Below are 17,108 nucleotides of genomic sequence, written 5' to 3'. Positions count from 1 at the left end.
GGTCGTTTCGCGCTGCGCGCGAAAGCCCCCTTGGGGCGTGTCCCCAAGGGGACAGAGCCAAAAAATTACACAGCACCCGCCCCGCCTCCGCAGATCTCCAGTTGAAGCAGGCGAAACGGTCGTGGGTCAGTCAGCAACCTGCCCCAGTCACTCTATATCAACGTAAGCGATATTCGAGTGAATTGCTACCTAGATGTTTAAATGGTGAAGATTCCATTGTAGTTCCGTGAGTGAAACGATCTCCCAATTGGAAACGCCATTGTTATTTGAAGATAACTTCACGGGGAGAGTTTTCCACCTGAGCCTACCCGATCCCGAAACTTTCCGATTTGAGGGTCTGGCTGAAAACCTTCGCAATCGTACCCACAGCATTGACGACGATGACTCATTAGAAGATAGGGACGACATACATATTCCCGAAATATTTCAATCCGGATTAGAAGAAGACACTCGATTGGCCAGGATAAAAGACGTTGAGGAAATTAATGTAGATGGAATTCAGGCTCTGTTTGGTAGATTATTCCATAATAAATCAGACACGGTAAAATATAAGAGGAAAAAGATTCTTGTTCTTGACGAGCAGGAAACGAAGTTTGTAATTTTTAGACAAGTTGGGAGTGTTTTCCTCCTCATTATTTCTAGCAGGGAGAATATGAGGAAAGTATTAGGATTTATGGATAATATGCTGGAGAACCTTGGGATCATCATTGATGAGATCTCTATATCCCACGAAGAATTTGAAGAAATTGGGGACGATTTGATTGATACTCATTTGATGACTTCTGTCGAGGATTACAAAGATGCCAGTATTCACAAGAAGCATATTATGGGCCGAGGATTCGGTTCATCTAAAGAATATGAGAGGGAAATGCGTAGAGGATCAGTCCATGGCCAAAGATTTGGCACTTCAAAACTGGAGGGGCCAGATAAGACAGTCCAAATTTCTGACGACTGTCTTGTCCGTAGTTATAACAAAATAACTCTGTCCTCCTATCTCTATATGATAACCTCGTATATTGTACCAAACCTTAGATTAACCCGTCAAACATCTGTTATAGAATTCGGGTCCGAAACAGACACATCATCGAGTGAAGAAGGTTCAGAAAAGTAAATGGTGCTATCTGGAGTAACCCCTTCCCTCGATCACATCGTTGGTGGGGCGTCTGTAGCCTTCCTAATAGCCATTACTGCACTAATCGAATATACTGCGCAATCCTTGTATGATAGGAAGATTTTCTCTCCGCTATTCAAGCGGGCTCTCAGGGGATACAAGGCTTGGAGAACAAAAAAGAACAAAATTAGATCGGACTATGAGTTTAGTGTATATCTGGAATCGGGACTTGATGAGAGTCAAACTAACAGTATTGCTGAGCAAATTCTAGACTTAGTTAGCAAAGAAAGCGAAGGCGATTTTGAAGTAGAGCAAAATATGTGGAGCAATGATGGTCGAAAACTCAGTTCCAGAATCAAATATAGGAATAGGCAGGAACCATATGAGCTGGCACTAAACTTCATCTCCTCTCCCACGACAAAGGAAGGGGACACTCACCAAAATACACAGATTAGAAGTATCGGAGTCACCATTGAATTCAGTTATGAGTTTGGAAAACTTCGAGATTCAATAATTGATCTGATGATTTTTGCATCCCATATCCAGAGGGCTTGTAGGGAACTCCTTGACACCAGAAATATGACTGAAGGACGAATCATTATTTCACCAATTGATCAAAACCTCACGTTAGATGATTGGATTGAAGACGGCGAATTCGAAACAGAACTGGTGTTGAGTTCCGAGGATGGCCGAAGTTCTATAGAAATCCATTCTGATCGGGCGATAATTAGTTCACCGCATACGATTCCAGACGGCAAAACAGCAGAATACATCCGTACTATCGTTTTGAAGTACTACCTTTGATCGACATCCGAGTATCTCCTTTCAATCTCCTCTCCCCCCAGGGGTCGCACGTCGACAAAACCTGTTTCCCGAATATGCACACGAGCGCCAGCTCGGCGTGTGCATATCTCGCGCCGATCGAGTCGTCGGGCTCGCAGATTCCTCGGACACCCTGACAGAAACACCCCGATTATGGGCTGTGGGCCGGGTTGAGTGAGTCGAAAAAACTAGGATTCGGGGGGTCGTGTGTACGAGTATGCGAATCCGCACCGACGGAGACTACGCGTATCGGAAGGACGTGATCGAACGAGCGGCTGACTACTACGGCTGTAACAAGACGAAAGCCGTCACGCAGGCGTGCGAGGACGTGCCCGAACTCGTCGGGGCAGCTCGCCAGGTGATCGAGCGCAAGGACCTGACTGCCGAGCAGCGCCAGGAGATCGCCGAGACGCTATCGACGAAGGCCGTTACGTTCGACGTCCGAACGACGGTCGAAACTCGCACTGAATGAAAGGTGCCAGTAGTCTTTTATCATAATACGTTATATTTCTCTCTGCGGGCATGTCCGTCTGTGGTTGCCACCCAGATCGTACTCCACGGTGCCCGCATTTTACATAAACCGAACCCAACGGGCATTAGGTTCACTGATGTCCATAATCGGCCAAAACGCCTATTCTTCGCGGGTACAGTGCCTATACTGGCGGGTAGCACCAGTCCGATCCGATCACCTTCAATAGCTTCGGACCCCCGCCGACGAAGACATGGGGCGTGGCGCGTTCGGTCGGTCCCCCCCGCCGAGGGCGCCACTATCGTTTTCGTTTCTGTCAGACTACGCATGTCCATCGGTTTTAGAACACGTCGCCGATAGGGATCTTCGCCTGCTTCGTATCACGGTGATCGCCGCCACCGTGCCACCGGAGGAGTGGGAGATTCGCCGCCTTGACCATCTTGTCTTTAAGGATCGTACAGCCTGAGCGGCCGTGCGGGCGGTAGACGACGAAGCAGTACCAGCCGTCGTGCCGCCGGAGTTTCCGGTGGTAGGCGTGATAGACCTTGAAGTTTCCCGGCTGGCCGTCGGCATGTTCGATCATCGTCGATTTGATCTCGACCGGTGTTCCGTTTCCGAACCTGGCGTCGTGCCAGCTCGACCGTTCGAGATCGAATCGACGTTTGGCGGCCATCCGCTTTTCGCAGATCGTGCCGAAGTGGTTCGCCCGCTTCGAGCGATTCACGCCGAACCACGCGCCACGCGCGTTTTATATATCGACTCCTCCCGGCTGTTGGCTGGCGTGAGCCGTGGGCCGCAAGATTCGACGAAAGGAGAGAGAACCGCAGTAATAGTGGGGTGTCCCGTGTCGTTGCCGGAATGCCACCCGCCTGCCCTCATGCGATCGTGGCCTCCACGTTGGCAACGGCCTCGGTATGTTTCCCATCAGTATCATATTCGTTCCACCGCTTCCGGACAGTTTCGCGACTCCAGGGGACGAATTTCGCCACTTGCCGGTTGCTCATCCCCTGCTGTTTCGCTCGGATGACCGAGTAGAGAGCGGCTTTCTCGACGGCTTCCTTCTCGCTCACGTCGTCGCCATCGTCCTCGGCTCGGAGGTCGTGCCAACTCCATGCGGTCGCTTCGTGCGTGTCGAAACGCCAGTCAGTCGGCGGTATTCCGGAGATCGACGCAATCTGGCCCTGCGGCTTTCGATTCCGGATCGAGTCGTAGATTGTCGCCTCTTTCTTCCCGTCCTTTTTGACCACCTTCGACTGCTCGCGGACCATCGGGTGGACGTCGCCGCCGTCGTGGCCGATGATGATGAGCGAGCCGCCGTACTTGCGGATCTTGTAAACGAGTGGTCCCATTTTCTGGCGGGTCTCGTAGCCCTGCGCGCCACCGCCTGCCGCGTGGCTCGATGCCTCGTCGAAGATGAACAGCTTCGGTGTCTGCTCGTTCTCGGTGGGTTCGCCGTTCTGCTTGATCCACTCGTCGAGCGCGCCGTAGTTCGCGATCCAGCCGTCGCGAAGGCGTCCCTCGTCGTCGGTCCACTCGGTCGTCTCCTGGAGCGTCTGAATGTTCGACGCGACGAGCGCGTCGCCAGGCTGGTGGTGACGCCACCGCTGGCCGAGCAAGAGCGCGAAGTCGGTCTTTCCCGACCCAGGCTCGGCGTAAATGTAGATGATCGACGCCGGCCCGGTGACAAGATCGTCGACGTTGCCGATCGCCTGGATACCGCTCACGTCCGCGCGCTGGTTGGTGTCGCCGGTCAGGTGCTTGACCGTCGCCATATCGCCGTTTTCGAGCGCCTGGCGGGCGACCTGCGTTCCCTCGATCTTCTGGATTTGGCGATGCTTTTCGAGGTCCTTCGACGTCGCCGGCAGCTCGTCGGGCCGATCGCACTTGGTCGGGTCGTAGTGGACCGCACGGATCGACAGTGCCCGCTCGATCTTCGGATCCCGGACGATGCCCGCATGCGGCAGGAGTTCGCGGTTGTCGCGGGCCTGGTAGCCGTCCTGGTGCTCCCGGAGTTGCGCCGCTGTGAATATCTCTTGCTCGTCGGTCACCGCTGTTCACCTCCGTCCGTTGCGGCCTGCTGGCCCGTGCTCGCGTCGACGGTGATCCCTTCGGGATTCTCGACGGGGTCGTACTCGTGTTCGTAGTCGCCGAGGTCGCGCATTTCATCGGTATCCCACTCCTGTGCTTCGTCTTCGGCTGCCTCGAACCGCTCTTTGACGGCTGTCTTCTGGCCCATTAGCCCACGCTCGTCGGCTTCTGCCTGGAAGTTCACGACGTCGCGCTCGATCTCGACGCCCATCCGGGAGATACGAGCCCGGAGCTTGTTGTACGCGATCGCGGTCTCGATGAGCTGGCCGTGGATGTCTTCCATCATCGCCTTGACCGTGACGAGTTTCGAGTCGGCAAGGGACGAGTAGTGGCAGCCGGTGACGATCAGCGTCTCGGTGTCCTCGTGCCAGTCGAACTCGCGGACCTCGTACGCGTCACCATCGTTTACGGGGTATGGGCTCGGTCCCTCTACGGTCTTATCCTTCCACTGTTCTGGCTCGACGTACCATTTCTCTCGGACGTCCGTGACCCCGTTTATCTCGTGGACTTCGATCATCCCACGTACCCGGAGCTTGTGGACGAGCCAGACGAAGAAGCCGAACAGCGGCGGGCCGAGTAACATCGAGATCGCGAACCAGCCGATAGCGAGCGGCGGGACGCCGGGGAGCGTCGGCCGGTAGATGACGACTGCGACCGCCAGCGAGATGAGCACGCCGGCAACGAGCAGCTGGGCGTTGGCGACCACGTACGTCAGCCGGTCCCAGAACCCGCCGAACGTGTCGCTCGTGTCGGTCACGCTCGGATCACCCCGGTTTCTTCGCGCCAGAGGACCCAACCAGCCGCGCCACCACTCATCAGGATCGACAGGGCGACGCCGGACAGCACACCGCTACCGCCACCAAAGTAGCTGAAGGGGTCCTCTGCGTCGTCGCTTTCCATCGCCGTCGAAAGCCGGACCGTGCCACTGTCGGTGGAGACGGAGACAGCATTTGCACCGCGGACCGTCTCGACCGGGACACTCACGCGGTGGGTGCCGCGGGGAACCTCGTACTCCCGTTGTGGGACTCGCGTCGCCCCGGCGACGCCAGCGCCGGCCAGCGCGTCACTGATGGTCACGTCCCGAGAGATATCGGTCGTGATGGTCAGGTGGGCTCGGCCATCCTCGAAACGCCAGCTCGTGACGTGCGTCGCGTCGTCGAAACTCACCGCGTCGTCGGGCACGTCGTCGAGGCGGGGATCGTCGTCGACGGTGGTCACGTTCCCGTCGGTCTGTGCAGCGACGTCGCCAGCAGCGCTGCCCATCGCCATCGCGATCGCGACGGCTACCAGGGCCAGCACGCAAAAAATTCGTTTCATCGTGGAATCACCGACGAATGACCGTCAGGACGACGGCGCCGACGCCGACGACCGCGAGCACCCCGAAGGCGGCTTCGCCGATGGTCGTTCCGTCGGGCCACCATCCGGGTAACTCGATCCCGCCGCCACCACCGCCGTCGTCGATGATCTTTTCACGCTCGTTACTGGCGTCTTCAAGCGCCTGGATGTAGTCCGTAGCGTTGTACGTACCGTATCCGGGCCCGGAGAACGTCATCGAATCGACCGACTCGCCGTCGGCGTTGTAGATGGCGTCAACCGTGAAGTTCCCCGAATCAAAGACGAACTCGCCCGATCCGGTCAGGATCGAGACGTGGGATAGATTCGCCGCGTCGTAGGTCTGTCCGACGTGCGCCGTCGAGTTCGGGAAGCCAGACGCGAACATGAGTCCGTCGAGCGACTGGTTTTCCAGCGTCGTATAGGACCACGATATATCGCCAGCCGTCGAGACGTTGCTCTCGGGATTGGCTTTCACGCCGTCCGTCGAGACGACCATGCGCGCTCCCAGTTCATCGGGATGTTCGAGGTCGAGTGCGTGACGGAGCGCGATATTCAGCGCATCGCCGCCGGTCGCGTCTCCCGAGAGATAGCGGACCATCCCTTGCGCGCCACGAACCTCGTTCGGGTCGAGCGCGCCGGAGTCCATCGCTGCGTACATATCTTCAGCGAGGGACTGGGGGAAGGCATTTTGGACAGTCTGCGCCTGCTCATCTATCGTTTTCAGCATTTGCACAAACTGTCTGTAATCATACACGATCTGACTATCGAGGCCGGCGTCAGGATGGTTCAAGAGGACAGCAAGCCCTTTCCACTGGCCCGTTCGGTTCCCTTCATTGTCGTTATCCAGGCGGTCCCAGTGGACATTTAGATCGAAGTGGTTCCCTGACTCGTTGTACGTCGAGAGATTCCATTCGGATTCAACAGTGTTCTCGAATTCGTAGAAATCGGGCTCAAATATCCGGCTCTGATTCAACGTAGCAAGCTCGTACTCGTGGGTAGAGCCATTGACGAGCGTCCAGGAACTGTTGTGCGTCTCTCCGGCTAACGGCCCGTCAATCCCCCCATCGCCGAACCCATCGGACACTTGGACAGGGAAGCCGTGAACAAACTCGTCAGCGATATCCGGGTCCATGATTGACGCGTTCGAATAGTACGCGAGTTCGGCCGAGTGAGCGCTCACCACCTCCAGTATTTGCCGTTCGTGCATCGCGTAATAGTCGTTAACAGCTCCCGTCGCGGCCGCCTGCGCTTCGGTAGCCGATTCGTTAGACTCGTAGGACGTAGCGATGGCGTGACGCGCTTCGAGCGCCGCCAGCGTCGACGTGTCTTCGAGATAGTTCCGATACGTCGACGCAAACTGCTCTCCGGACTCGTACGTCCCTTGCGCGCCGACGTGGATGTCCGTCTTGATGATGGACGTCGATTGAGACGAGTCTATCTCCGTGATATCCGGCGTCGCGAGTCCACAGATGCCCGGATAGGCAAATCTGGCATTCGTTGTGCAGGATTCGAGAAAGTCGTCGTCCCAGTCGACTTGAGGCGATGGTTGGGCTGCGGCCGGTTGCGCCGCGGCGATCGGGACGGCGACCGCCGAGACGAGAAGCACCGCGACCAGGGCGAGTGCCCGGACGCTTTGGGCGTTGGGCCGCACCTCAGACCACCCCCGAGACCGCGAGTGCCGAGAGGACGATCGTCAGCCCGGCCGCGCCGAGGCAGTACCCCAGCATGGCGTAGTTGTATACCCGTTCGTTGGCCGTCGTGAGTGCGGATAAATCCGGTATCATGGTCGAGCGAAGTGGGGTCTGCTCAGCTGACGTAACTGGCGTAGACCGACGCCGCGGAGACGTAGAGCGTCGCCGCGAGCTGGGTCGTGTCGTGCCACATGATGAGCGACTCGACGGCCGGGACGAACACGTACAGGATCGGGAGCAACAGCGCGGTGGCGACCGCGGCCAGCTCGAGATCTTCCATGTCGGTCCTGGTGTTCGCGAGGTTGGTGGCGAAGATCCAGGCGACGCCGGCGATGACGACCAGGAGCGACGCTGAGATGTCGATCCCGGCGACCGTCCAGATCGGCGCAGTGAGGTCGTAGCCCCCGAAGACGTTGATCTGGAACGAGGTTACCTGAAACAGGAACGATACCATGAACGGAATGAGGACGAGTGCCCCCAGGTCAACGAGATCGACCTCGTTGTTTCCGTTCGTACTGCCGAACGCGATGTTTCGTACTGCCATGGGATTGTACCCAGGTGGCCGGTTTCCTGACGGAGTGTATATACCTCACATTCAACTACCTATGCGGAGATTTGTCTGGAGGAATACGTTAAAAATCTAAACATCGGTTCAGGAACTCGGGGTGAGGAACCCCAGATCTAATTAGTTGAAGTCGAAGTTCTCCGTTTGAACTACAGTTCGATCCCCATCCTCAGTAACAGCGATAGCAGAGATCGTACCACTTTCGTCCTGACAGGCGTTGGAAGTCCCGCCAACACCACCAATACTCTCATCGAGAGTTTCTGAAGCACCGACAGTACTTAATTCGCCAGTACCACTACCACCGCTTCCTGGGTTCTCCGCTTGCCAAACGTCAGCACAGGCTTGGGTACTCGAATCAACGTTTAAATCGATCCACTCCGCGTTGCCTCCAGTTTGCCAAGTCACCGTTGCATCCGATCCAGTAGTTTCAATAACCACACCTGCATTCGCTTCTTGTTCTACTGAGTCCCCGAAGTCCATTACGAGCGTCGCGATGACTGCTGCCAGGATGACCGTGATGGCAACCATCAAGATGACCCCTATCACGGGTGAGACTGCGCGTTCGTCGTCCGATCCGACCAGTTTGTTGCGAATTGTTTTTCCGTCCATGGTTCGTCCGTCCGCGGCTGAACGAACAGAAAACTTATCTCTCGGGCGCTGGGTCGCACCAGTGCAGGCAGGGAATGGGAATCCGTCCGCAACCTGCACGCCCACGTTTTCTGATCGATTGCCGGGTACGGGACAGAGAGTGAACGGGGATAGTATAAATCTATCTGCCAGTCACGTTCCACTGACAGTCTCAGGATTGTGAATAGCACCGCTTGTAAATCATCAGTGGTCGTAATGGGCGTTCCAAGGATGTCTTGAAGGCGCTGAAACTCTCGAAATCTAAGGATACAGACCATCAGACATAACACCATAACCGTTTTGGGCGTTTCGTGACCTGTAACGAGTGATGACTATCGAGGCGGTCGTCGGCGCCGAGGACCTGGCGCGCACCTACGACGGTGGGCGGACCGTCGACGCGTGGGAACGGGTGGAGCAGTACCACGAGGCGATGCGATACCGGAGCAAGCACCCGAACAAGGGATCGAGCGCGATTGCAAACGCACTCGATATGCCGCGTGGACGAATCCGGTCCTGGCTCGACGGTTCGAAGCCGGACGCGGTGGCCGCGATTGAAGTCGCCAGAGAACGCGACTGGATCGAGACCGACGAAGACCACCCGACCTTTCAAGCCTTGAACGCGCTCGTCGCGAACGTGTTCTCGGGCGGGTCGATCGCCGAAGAGTACTACCGGCCGTCGTTCGCGCTCGATCCGACGCGGCGCCAGCTGCACATCGTCGACGCGCTCGACGCGGTCGGCGTCGAGTACCAGGTGATCGACGATCGCGACGGTCGGGCCGACGAAGCGCGCCCGACCGAACACGGTACCGTCTTGGGCCGGGTCCTCACCTGTCTCGGTGCGCCCGTCGGACCGAAGGCACACCAACAGCTTACGGTGCCCGCGTACCTGGCCGACGCGTCCGACGAGACGCGCGAGTCGTGGGTGCTGTGCTATCTCGAAAACCGCGCCATCGAGCCGGTGAACGAGATCGTCCGGTTTCGCGAGGAGCGAAACGACGGCTACCTCCGTGACCTGGCCGCGCTGATCGGCGACGTTTCCGATTCGGACGTGTCGGTTTCCGAAAAGAACGTGATTCTAAGTCGAGACGCGACCGAGTCACTCGGATTCGTCTGAGTCCTCCAGGTCCGACGCGTCGAGTTCGCCGTCGAGATACGCACGCCCCTTCTCGGTGATTTCGTAGTATCCGCCGTCTTCGGTCTGACGGATGAGTCCGTGATCGTCCAACTCACTGAGCCGAAGCCGGACCGTCGAGTACCCGATTTCGTGCCCGTGTCGATTCAAATTCCGATAGAGCGGCTTCGGCGGGAGCTCGAGATCGTGATCCGCGAGGAATTCGAGGATCAGACCATCTTTCAGACTCATCCACGCCGGTCTGGGCCGCATTCGTCCGTTCCGTCGGTCCGACCCCGTTTAACTTCCGTCGGTTTGCCAATGTCTTGTCTCATTTGTGCTGTGATAGTAGCGTTTTTACGCTAATCTATAAGTATACGGGGACAGTCAGTCCGGCTAACAGAGACTCACCCAGGCCTGGGCCGATCGATGTGAAGAAGAAAGACGACGACCCGCGTGGTGGCGCGGGTCCGGGTGGTTCTCTGGTGTGCGAGAACCATGCAACACTGCACCCGACGGGGATATGAAAGCCCCATTCGACGACACCGTATCGGAAATTCCGGAAAGCTGACTCCCGACCTTAAGCTACCCTCTCGACAACTATCGTATCGACCAACGGACCCCCACCGGGCGCGCGTCACTGGACATGCTGTGCGCCCGGTCCGGTCCGTGGTCCCACAAGGTGAGACCATGCGAGCAAACACGCGCACGATCCTTCAGCGTACCGCTACCAACCAGTTTTCAGACACTCGCGGGGTGGCCGCATGAGCGTCCAACCCGTCGAAGCCGGCCAGTGCGACACGCCCCGCTGCGATGGGCGGGCCGAGACGATAACGCCCGAGGGGCACGTCTGCGCCAACTGCGCTCGGGAGATCGAGCGTGCGTATCGCGAAGCGGAGCGTCGCGATCGGGCTGGTCGGGAGGGGCGAGAGTGAGCCGGAATCGACGACGCCGCGACCCCGAGGAATTCACTCCTCGGGAAGCCGTCCAGCGGTATCTTCGACGGAGAGAAGCCGATTCGACTGAGGGGAGTCTTCACGGTTGGGAATACAGGCTGAAACTGTGGATCGAGTGGTGCGAGTCGGTCGGGATCGTGACGGTCGGTCAGCTTCGCCCGTACGACATGGACGAGTACTACGAGATCCGCGCGTCCGACGTCGCTCCGGCGACGTTAGAAGGCGAGATGTGGACGCTGAAGAAACTCGCCGGCTTCCTCGAAGATCTCGGCGCTGTCGAGGATGGGTTGGCTGATTCCGTCCGGATTCCGGATCTTGACCCCGAAGACCGGTCGAACAACGCGAAACTGCACACCGAGGACGCGGTTGCGCTGCTGAAGTTCTATCGAAACAGTGAGAAGCATTACGGAACCCGCGCCCACGCGTTCCTCGAACTCGCCTGGTTCACCGGAGCGAGGCAAGGCGGCCTCCGGGCGCTCGATATCCGAGACGTTCACCTGGGCGATCAACCGTACGCTGATTTCCGTCACCGGCCGGAATCCGGGACCCCGTTGAAGAACAAGCTTGGCGGGGAGAGGCCGGTCGCGCTACGGCCGGAGACGGCCGAGGTGGTCCGGTTCTATATCCGGAACAACCGGTACGACGTTCGGGACGAGAACGGTCGTCAGCCGCTTCTAGCGAGCGCAAAGGGTCGGCCCGGAAAGAACACGCTCCGCGTCTGGAGCTACCTGGCGACCGAGCCCTGTCTTATGGGCGAGTGCCCGCATGGGAAGGAACGAGCCAGCTGTGAGTGGACCGAGTACGCACACGCCAGCAAGTGCCCGTCGTCGCGATCTCCGCATCGCATCCGAACGGGGACAGTCACCTGGCTACTCAATCGCGGCTGGCCGCCCGAGGATGTAGCTGAGCGCGTCAATGCCACCGTGAAGACGATCGAAGAGCACTACGACAAAGCCGATCCCGAGGAGCGCCGTCGACGGCTCCGGGATCGGATGGAGAAGCGTCGTCGACCGCTGATCGAATCGCTCGATTTGGAGGATCTTGACCATGAGTAGAATCATCAACCCGATTTGCGCCGTTCGAGGTATCGACACTGCACAGTATCGACGTAGTTCCCCGCTGCGCCGGCCCACTGGATATAAACCCCTTTTCCCGCATTTCCTTACACGTAGCCGCCGGTTTACGACGGGGAGGATGTCACCGAGAGGAATTATTTTTGATCTATTGGGTGTGTTTGGTACATAGCCGTCTACGGCCCAATCCGTCAGAATGGCGGATATTTGCCGATTTCTGCGTTAATATCCAAAACACACGCCATAAATTGTTGGATATAGAGCAGCATCTGAAGTCAAATAGGAGGGGATATATTTCGGATAGTTTGTCTCATATTCGTCCAAGTGCTTAAGTAGGGTCTGTTCGAATATGAGACAACATGATCGGTGAGAAGGAACTTCGGGTACTCTCAGTGCTCGACGCGGCTACGTCGAGGCGAGAGCTGGCCGGGGAGCTCGACTACCAGGAGACGACGATAACCAAGGCACTCGGCAATCTGGAACAGGGAAATCTCATCTATAAAGAGCGAAACGGGAACCAAACGCTCGCGAGACCTGTTGATAATCGGTGTGTAGAGACGCTGCAGTCACTCACGAAGGCACATCCGCACGTCGATTTTCCGGAGCTATTCACCTCGTCGATGCTGAACGTGTTGTACTACCTGAGCAGTCACGAGTCGTGGACGGCCACCGAACTCACAGAGCGTACGGATCACGCCCGGGCGACAATCTACCGAAATCTGCGGACGCTTACGAATCGCGCAATGGCGACGAAAACGCAGAGCCACTATCAGCTCACAGCGGGCTTCGAGGACCTGCACGTCTTCGCGTCCGAGTTCCGTCACCACTTGCACCGAGTTCGAATCAAACGCGATGTGGGAAACGGGACGATCGTCTGGGAGTCACACGACGACTTCCTCGTCCGCACCGAGAAGACGATAGCGGATATCGACTACCACCTGACTGGTCTCGACGCCTACGCCGAGTACGGGCTTCGGTTTCACACGACGTCCGAGCAGTACTACTATTACTCGGCGAACCGGGACTCACTCACCGCTGAGGAGCTGGTGTGTCACCTTCTCCTCATCGAAAACGATTCCCGGCACAGAAAGTACGCCCTCTTGCTGGTTGCTGCGGAAGAGCTGTCGCCCGAAGACGTCGAATCGACCGCGAACGAATATGGGATTGCTGATACAGTCGACCCATTGCTGGAATTCTTACAGACTTGCGGTGAGACCGATTCGAACGAGACGCCGCAGTGGAGCGAGTTCGAGACGCTGGCGGCCGAGTACGAGGTCGAGATATGAGCCGTGAGCCGACGTTTGGTTCGTCGGCGATTCGTCGCCAGTTCAGCGAACTCGCCGAACTCATCGACGACGAGCTGACGGTGTATCTCATCGGCGGAGGTGCATTGACACTGGCCGAACTGAAAAACGCCACGAAGGATGTCGATCTGATCGTCCGGAGCGATTCCGAACTCCGACAGCTTCGAACCGCCCTTCGTTCAGCAGGATACGAGCCGCCGGCGGGCCTCTCCGAATCGTACCACGAGCTCGAGGCGTCGTTCATCCTCGAGAATGACCGACGACGATTCGACGTGTTCTGCGAGCAGGTCGCTGGCGTCCTCTTTCTAACCGATTCGATGGTCTCTCGGAGTCGACACCTGTTCGACGAAGGCCCCCTCTCGGTGCGGACGGTCGCGCTAACCGACATCTTCCTGTTCAAGGCAGTCGCCAACCGCGAGGACGACGTCGACGACATGATTCGAATCGCCCAGGGCGGGATCGACGATGACGTGATCCTCGAAGAAGTCGAAACGCAGTTGGGACTCATCGGAAGAGACGAGTTCATTGGCGCGATGAAACACAAGCTGGATCGGCTCGAAGAGCGGGGATACGTCTTCGACATCCACGCAGAGATCGAGAGTCTCTACGTCAGTCTCGGGACGGAAAGACAGTCCACGATGCTATCACCACGCTTCTGGAGTTCGAATACGATGACGATCTCTACACGGGTGTCCCCGAGTCGGCGATTGAACGCCAGATCGGTGTGGAAGTGACCGCGTCGGGAATCGCATGGCTGGAACTGACCGACGCTATAGAGCGGGCGTCGGACGAGTCGGTCGTGCTCCGCGGATGAACTGACGTAACCCAGTGAGGGGTCTCGCTGGGACGGTCACGTCATTTCGACAGCGCGGTCACCGAGTGTATAGTGCAAATCTCGAACCTCGGCAAGACGTGGAGTCGGAGTACGTCGTCGACCAACTCGATACGGAGACTGTTCAAACAGTGATCGAAGAGTCTAACCTTGCTGTCCACTTGGAGAACCGGTCGGGGAAATGGGGACTTGTGATGGACAATAGAGGCGAAAACCGTGACATACTCCGCTTGGTAAGTGACAATCACGTACATTCCGAGTTGACGAATAGTGGGTACCCCCGACGTTCGCAAGAGCGAGGCTCTTGTGCGGCCCATCACAACTCTTCGATTTCTGAGGACGCCGTACGGACCGCAGCGAGCCGTGGGAGTCGAGAGCGCCAGGGCTCTGAAAGTGAACGTGGCGACCTGCACACTCACTGTAACATCTGAACAAGACTGTTAGAGCCTTATCGAGTCGAGGTGGTCGAGGATCCCGCTGACTTCTACGCGTGAACTGGCCAAACGCGGTAGGCACCCCTACAAAATCTCACCCCTGCCCGTCTACTCCCGCTTCGCGTGCGCCTTCCACCGATCCGAGAAGTCGGAGAGGTTCATCGCGGCCGCGCAGTGCTCACAGCAGTACCGAACGGAGTCCGCGTACTTCTCCGACAGATGGTCCGGCGACTGCACGTCGACCCGAAAGAGGAGTTGTGGCGCCACGTCACGGTCACACCGGTAACACTCGCGGGTCCGAGACGTGTCGCGAGTCCCGCCGCCCGCCGATTCGATGGATCTCATCCGAGCTCACCACGGTGCGATCGAACTCGCCACCCGGTGGATCTCGGCCCCCAATCCCGGGAATCGAAAGGCAGCGACGGATAGCGATTCGTCTCTCGAAACCGAGAGCGGGCGAGACCTTTTTGTCTCGGCGGTGTGTTCCGTAACATGGTGACTAAACCCTCAAGCGGGTTTGGAAGCCACGCGTCTCGGGTGGTGCAACACCCGGGACAATTTTGAGCGGGAACGGAGTTCCCGCGATGCTCGAAAGAGTCGGAGACTCTTTCGTTGCTTCGCAGTCCCCTGCGATTGATGGAGACGCTGGCTTCCAGCGGGAGCTACGCGATACAGTGTATTATAATTACTGGATAGGTTGGAAATTTATTATCTTCGGTGACTCTGCCGGATCATTTAGGAAAGTGATGTATTGTCTCGGACAGGCTCGATACTGTTCGATTGAATCCGGTCTCCGTCTAGGACAGTCGAAGTCACTCCACGAACTACACGGCGGAGACTCGGACTGCTACAGCCTGGGACCCCGGTACCGGCTGGAGTATTGCACTACAGCACCGCTCTCACTGTCCGCTCACTACGGGAGAAGCGCAATCAGGGACTTCTTCACGAGTCTTCGTCCAGCTTCCGTCAGTTTCCCCTTTGTATTCCCGTTCATGATCGTCCCAGGCGGGATCGTGTACAGGGCCCAGGGCATCAGGTACGAGGTGTCGTTGAACGAGATACCGGTGAGGTGCTCATCCGTGAGTTCGGGTGTCGTTTGCTGGTACGTTCCGGCGCTCGTCCCGATGCACATCACGGTACAATCGGTGGCGCTGAACGGGTGCGTTTCGTGAGCCAGTACGACGATTGGTCTCTGAGAATGGGCGTTCGTTGGATCCCGTGCCCAGCACACGTCTCCTGCAGATAGTTTACTCATCTACGTCGCCACTCCCATCTTCCAGCGCGTCGAGTTCGGCATCGAGTTCCTCGTCGGTCCGGCCCTCACCGATCTGTTTGTCGGGTTCCTCGGGCGTGACATCGGCCTCGCGGTGGTGGCCGAACAGCCGGTCCACCTGATCGAGACTGGAGACGTACTGGCGAATGTCTTCCCGTTCGCCGAGCGCGTAGTAGTACCCGTCGTCGGTTTTCCCGACGTAATCGTCTTCGTAGAGGCGTTTTAGCGTCGTCGTGGCGGTCCCTCGCGGGATGTCGAGGGCGTCCGTGAGGTCCTGCGGAGAGTACCCCCACTCGGGATTGTGGTACAGGTAGGCCACGATATCTGATTTCGTGGTTCCTGGCCGAAGGGTCAGTTCGGCGTCGTGATCTTTGAGCAGCACCGGCATAGTGTACCCAAATGTAGTCGATTGTATCGTAAAGCCGTTTCGGTTGGTATACGTGCTGTCTCCAGCGACTTCCCACGCCTCACCGAGACGCTGTCGGACGGACCTGCTACCCCTGAACGCCCGTCTCCTCCCGAACCTGTATGTGCGTGCCGTTTGAAGGCCACCGCTATGGCGACGAGCGGCTCGAAGATGGGGACTGGGATGGCGATCGGCAGCGGTCTCGGCGTCGCGATCGGCCTCGTGACGGGATCACCGGAGTAACTGGGAAATGGAGTCGCTGACGAGTTGCGGTTCGATCTGGAGGAGTGTCGCTGCGTCTTCGAACACTGGATCGTCTACTGCGGCCGCTAATCGCTCTACGTCGGAGTCGGAGACGTATTCCAGTGCGCCGGTCCGTACATCCGTATAGTCCGTGACGTATCAGAGGAGGGCGTGAAGGTCGGCAACATCCTTCACCCGTTTGTGACTCTTGTCTCGGTCCGGGAGTGAGCGAATTTTCATCGCGGCCAGCAATTCCGGCGACACAATCAGCGTTCCGGCGGACGGCGACCACGACACGTGCTCCGCTAACTGTCCGCCCGTGTCCGCGTCGAATACCGGTTTCAGGAGTGGTTCCGCCGGTGGTTTGAACCCGTACGCGTTTCGGAACTCGTCTAACTCCGTGGTGTCCGGGATTATATCGACGTATACCTGGAACACGTCGTGCATGCCGTGTTCGCTTGCTTCGTCTTCGCTGATTCGGTCCTGACTGTCACGGAGGAAGTGCTGGACGAATCCGAACCGGCTCTTCGTGTATCCAAGGTCTTCGACTGCCGAGATAGTCTCTCCAACCGGTGTTTCCCGGAGATCGTCACTCGACCAACTCGCGTCTACGTGGATGCCGATATCGATGTCTCTTGAGCCGATTACTCGCGGCCGTGCGCCGAGTGGAACCGGGGGTGACGTGAAGGTGGACGGCCCAATCACCGAGCAGGCAGACCGGCGGTTGCGCTGCTTCGAACACTGCCTGGAGGTCCTGTTCGGAGAGCT

At 57.8% G+C, this 17,108-nt stretch carries 21 protein-coding genes; 8 read left to right on the top strand and 13 right to left on the bottom strand.

Translation table 11 applies throughout. The features are described from left to right. The first annotated feature begins 226 nt into the window (after positions 1 to 226). From NO366_RS00485 to NO366_RS00475, 3 genes are all read left to right on the top strand, one after another. On the top strand, positions 227 to 1,111 hold the full coding sequence (locus NO366_RS00485; RefSeq protein ID WP_256532361.1) for a hypothetical protein: 885 nt from the start codon (positions 227 to 229) through the stop codon (positions 1,109 to 1,111). Then, positions 1,112 to 1,915: a hypothetical protein gene (locus NO366_RS00480; RefSeq protein WP_256532360.1), complete on the top strand. Its 804-nt coding sequence runs from the start codon at positions 1,112 to 1,114 to the stop codon at positions 1,913 to 1,915. It abuts the gene before it with no gap. 235 nt (positions 1,916 to 2,150) lie between these two features. Then, a complete protein-coding gene (locus tag NO366_RS00475) occupies positions 2,151 to 2,405 on the top strand; it encodes a DUF7692 domain-containing protein (RefSeq protein WP_256532359.1) in 255 nt (84 codons plus the stop codon). A gap of 337 nt (positions 2,406 to 2,742) precedes the next feature. Here NO366_RS00475 and NO366_RS00470 read toward each other — a convergent pair whose 3' ends face one another. The 8 genes from NO366_RS00470 to NO366_RS00435 form a co-directional block, all read right to left on the bottom strand. Further along, complete coding sequence (locus NO366_RS00470) at positions 2,743 to 3,126, bottom strand: PD-(D/E)XK family putative nuclease (RefSeq protein ID WP_256531924.1); 384 nt, start codon at positions 3,124 to 3,126, stop codon at positions 2,743 to 2,745. 151 nt (positions 3,127 to 3,277) lie between these two features. Further along, entirely contained in the window at positions 3,278 to 4,450 is a 1,173-nt protein-coding gene (locus NO366_RS00465; protein WP_256532358.1) for an ATP-binding protein, read from the bottom strand. After that, complete coding sequence (locus tag NO366_RS00460) at positions 4,447 to 5,247, bottom strand: hypothetical protein (RefSeq protein WP_256532357.1); 801 nt, start codon at positions 5,245 to 5,247, stop codon at positions 4,447 to 4,449. Before NO366_RS00460 ends, NO366_RS00465 begins: the two co-directional genes overlap by 4 nt. Further along, entirely contained in the window at positions 5,244 to 5,807 is a 564-nt protein-coding gene (locus NO366_RS00455) for a DUF8063 family protein (RefSeq protein WP_256532356.1), read from the bottom strand. The genes NO366_RS00460 and NO366_RS00455 overlap by 4 nt, the downstream gene beginning before the upstream one ends. A gap of 7 nt (positions 5,808 to 5,814) precedes the next feature. Further along, the gene (locus tag NO366_RS00450) at positions 5,815 to 7,476 is read right to left on the bottom strand and encodes an Env/VP5 family phage fusion protein (RefSeq protein ID WP_256532355.1); all 1,662 of its coding nucleotides are present in this window, start codon (positions 7,474 to 7,476) and stop codon (positions 5,815 to 5,817) included. A 1-nt stretch (position 7,477) separates the two neighbouring features. Continuing rightward, a complete protein-coding gene (locus tag NO366_RS00445) occupies positions 7,478 to 7,609 on the bottom strand; it encodes a hypothetical protein (protein WP_256532354.1) in 132 nt (43 codons plus the stop codon). A gap of 22 nt (positions 7,610 to 7,631) precedes the next feature. After that, the gene (locus tag NO366_RS00440; RefSeq protein ID WP_256532353.1) at positions 7,632 to 8,060 is read right to left on the bottom strand and encodes a DUF8023 family protein; all 429 of its coding nucleotides are present in this window, start codon (positions 8,058 to 8,060) and stop codon (positions 7,632 to 7,634) included. A gap of 141 nt (positions 8,061 to 8,201) precedes the next feature. After that, positions 8,202 to 8,690 (bottom strand): type IV pilin domain-containing protein, encoded by a 489-nt coding sequence (locus tag NO366_RS00435; protein WP_256532352.1) that lies wholly within the window; start codon positions 8,688 to 8,690, stop codon positions 8,202 to 8,204. Positions 8,691 to 9,036: 346 nt separating this feature from the next. On the opposite strand from NO366_RS00435, the gene NO366_RS00430 reads away from it, so the two are divergent. Continuing rightward, positions 9,037 to 9,822, top strand: a complete 786-nt coding sequence (locus NO366_RS00430; protein WP_256532351.1) for a hypothetical protein — start codon at positions 9,037 to 9,039, stop codon at positions 9,820 to 9,822. Here the strand turns inward: NO366_RS00430 and NO366_RS00425 are convergent. Beyond that, positions 9,805 to 10,071 carry a winged-helix domain-containing protein gene (locus NO366_RS00425; RefSeq protein WP_256532350.1) on the bottom strand — a complete coding sequence of 89 codons (267 nt, stop codon included), beginning with the start codon at positions 10,069 to 10,071 and terminating at the stop codon, positions 9,805 to 9,807. The genes NO366_RS00430 and NO366_RS00425 overlap by 18 nt on opposite strands. A gap of 512 nt (positions 10,072 to 10,583) precedes the next feature. Here NO366_RS00425 and NO366_RS00420 point away from each other — a divergent pair. The 4 genes from NO366_RS00420 (at position 10,584) to NO366_RS00405 (ending at position 13,886) form a co-directional block, all read left to right on the top strand. Next, positions 10,584 to 10,754: a hypothetical protein gene (locus tag NO366_RS00420; protein WP_256532349.1), complete on the top strand. Its 171-nt coding sequence runs from the start codon at positions 10,584 to 10,586 to the stop codon at positions 10,752 to 10,754. Then, positions 10,751 to 11,830, top strand: coding sequence for a tyrosine-type recombinase/integrase (locus tag NO366_RS00415; RefSeq protein ID WP_382274861.1), 1,080 nt, complete (start codon positions 10,751 to 10,753; stop codon positions 11,828 to 11,830). Before NO366_RS00420 ends, NO366_RS00415 begins: the two co-directional genes overlap by 4 nt. A gap of 377 nt (positions 11,831 to 12,207) precedes the next feature. Next, positions 12,208 to 13,134: an IclR family transcriptional regulator gene (locus NO366_RS00410; protein ID WP_256532347.1), complete on the top strand. Its 927-nt coding sequence runs from the start codon at positions 12,208 to 12,210 to the stop codon at positions 13,132 to 13,134. Then, positions 13,131 to 13,886, top strand: coding sequence for a DUF6036 family nucleotidyltransferase (locus NO366_RS00405; protein WP_256532346.1), 756 nt, complete (start codon positions 13,131 to 13,133; stop codon positions 13,884 to 13,886). The genes NO366_RS00410 and NO366_RS00405 overlap by 4 nt, the downstream gene beginning before the upstream one ends. Before the next feature lie 640 nt (positions 13,887 to 14,526). Here NO366_RS00405 and NO366_RS00400 read toward each other — a convergent pair. The 4 genes from NO366_RS00400 to NO366_RS18540 form a co-directional block, all read right to left on the bottom strand. Further along, entirely contained in the window at positions 14,527 to 14,763 is a 237-nt protein-coding gene (locus NO366_RS00400; RefSeq protein WP_256532345.1) for a hypothetical protein, read from the bottom strand. A 568-nt stretch (positions 14,764 to 15,331) separates the two neighbouring features. Then, a complete protein-coding gene (locus NO366_RS00395) occupies positions 15,332 to 15,550 on the bottom strand; it encodes a hypothetical protein (RefSeq protein ID WP_256532344.1) in 219 nt (72 codons plus the stop codon). 115 nt (positions 15,551 to 15,665) lie between these two features. Continuing rightward, positions 15,666 to 16,079, bottom strand: coding sequence for a winged helix-turn-helix domain-containing protein (locus tag NO366_RS00390; RefSeq protein WP_256532343.1), 414 nt, complete (start codon positions 16,077 to 16,079; stop codon positions 15,666 to 15,668). Between the two features lie 420 nt (positions 16,080 to 16,499). Further along, positions 16,500 to 17,045 (bottom strand): nucleotidyl transferase AbiEii/AbiGii toxin family protein, encoded by a 546-nt coding sequence (locus tag NO366_RS18540; protein WP_343217308.1) that lies wholly within the window; start codon positions 17,043 to 17,045, stop codon positions 16,500 to 16,502. Between the last annotated feature and the right edge of the window lie 63 nt (positions 17,046 to 17,108).

It is taken from the genome of Halovivax cerinus, assembly GCF_024498195.1.
GTDB classification, from domain to species: domain Archaea; phylum Halobacteriota; class Halobacteria; order Halobacteriales; family Natrialbaceae; genus Halovivax; species Halovivax cerinus.
This window is presented reverse-complemented; position numbering and strand designations above follow the sequence as displayed.

Excerpts from the sequence above, each read along its gene's own strand:
- NO366_RS00480 (WP_256532360.1), top strand. The coding sequence starts at position 1,112 with ATGGTGCTATCTGGAGTAACCCCTTCCCTCGATCACATCGTTGGTGGG.
- NO366_RS00475 (WP_256532359.1), top strand. The coding sequence starts at position 2,151 with ATGCGAATCCGCACCGACGGAGACTACGCGTATCGGAAGGACGTGATC.
- NO366_RS00455 (WP_256532356.1), bottom strand. The coding sequence starts at position 5,807 with ATGAAACGAATTTTTTGCGTGCTGGCCCTGGTAGCCGTCGCGATCGCG.
- NO366_RS00445 (WP_256532354.1), bottom strand. The coding sequence starts at position 7,609 with ATGATACCGGATTTATCCGCACTCACGACGGCCAACGAACGGGTATAC.
- NO366_RS00440 (WP_256532353.1), bottom strand. The coding sequence starts at position 8,060 with ATGGCAGTACGAAACATCGCGTTCGGCAGTACGAACGGAAACAACGAG.
- NO366_RS00435 (WP_256532352.1), bottom strand. The coding sequence starts at position 8,690 with ATGGACGGAAAAACAATTCGCAACAAACTGGTCGGATCGGACGACGAA.
- NO366_RS00430 (WP_256532351.1), top strand. The coding sequence starts at position 9,037 with ATGACTATCGAGGCGGTCGTCGGCGCCGAGGACCTGGCGCGCACCTAC.
- NO366_RS00425 (WP_256532350.1), bottom strand. The coding sequence starts at position 10,071 with ATGAGTCTGAAAGATGGTCTGATCCTCGAATTCCTCGCGGATCACGAT.
- NO366_RS00420 (WP_256532349.1), top strand. The coding sequence starts at position 10,584 with ATGAGCGTCCAACCCGTCGAAGCCGGCCAGTGCGACACGCCCCGCTGC.
- NO366_RS00410 (WP_256532347.1), top strand. The coding sequence starts at position 12,208 with ATGATCGGTGAGAAGGAACTTCGGGTACTCTCAGTGCTCGACGCGGCT.
- NO366_RS00405 (WP_256532346.1), top strand. The coding sequence starts at position 13,131 with ATGAGCCGTGAGCCGACGTTTGGTTCGTCGGCGATTCGTCGCCAGTTC.
- NO366_RS00400 (WP_256532345.1), bottom strand. The coding sequence starts at position 14,763 with ATGAGATCCATCGAATCGGCGGGCGGCGGGACTCGCGACACGTCTCGG.
- NO366_RS00395 (WP_256532344.1), bottom strand. The coding sequence starts at position 15,550 with ATGTGCATCGGGACGAGCGCCGGAACGTACCAGCAAACGACACCCGAA.
- NO366_RS00390 (WP_256532343.1), bottom strand. The coding sequence starts at position 16,079 with ATGCCGGTGCTGCTCAAAGATCACGACGCCGAACTGACCCTTCGGCCA.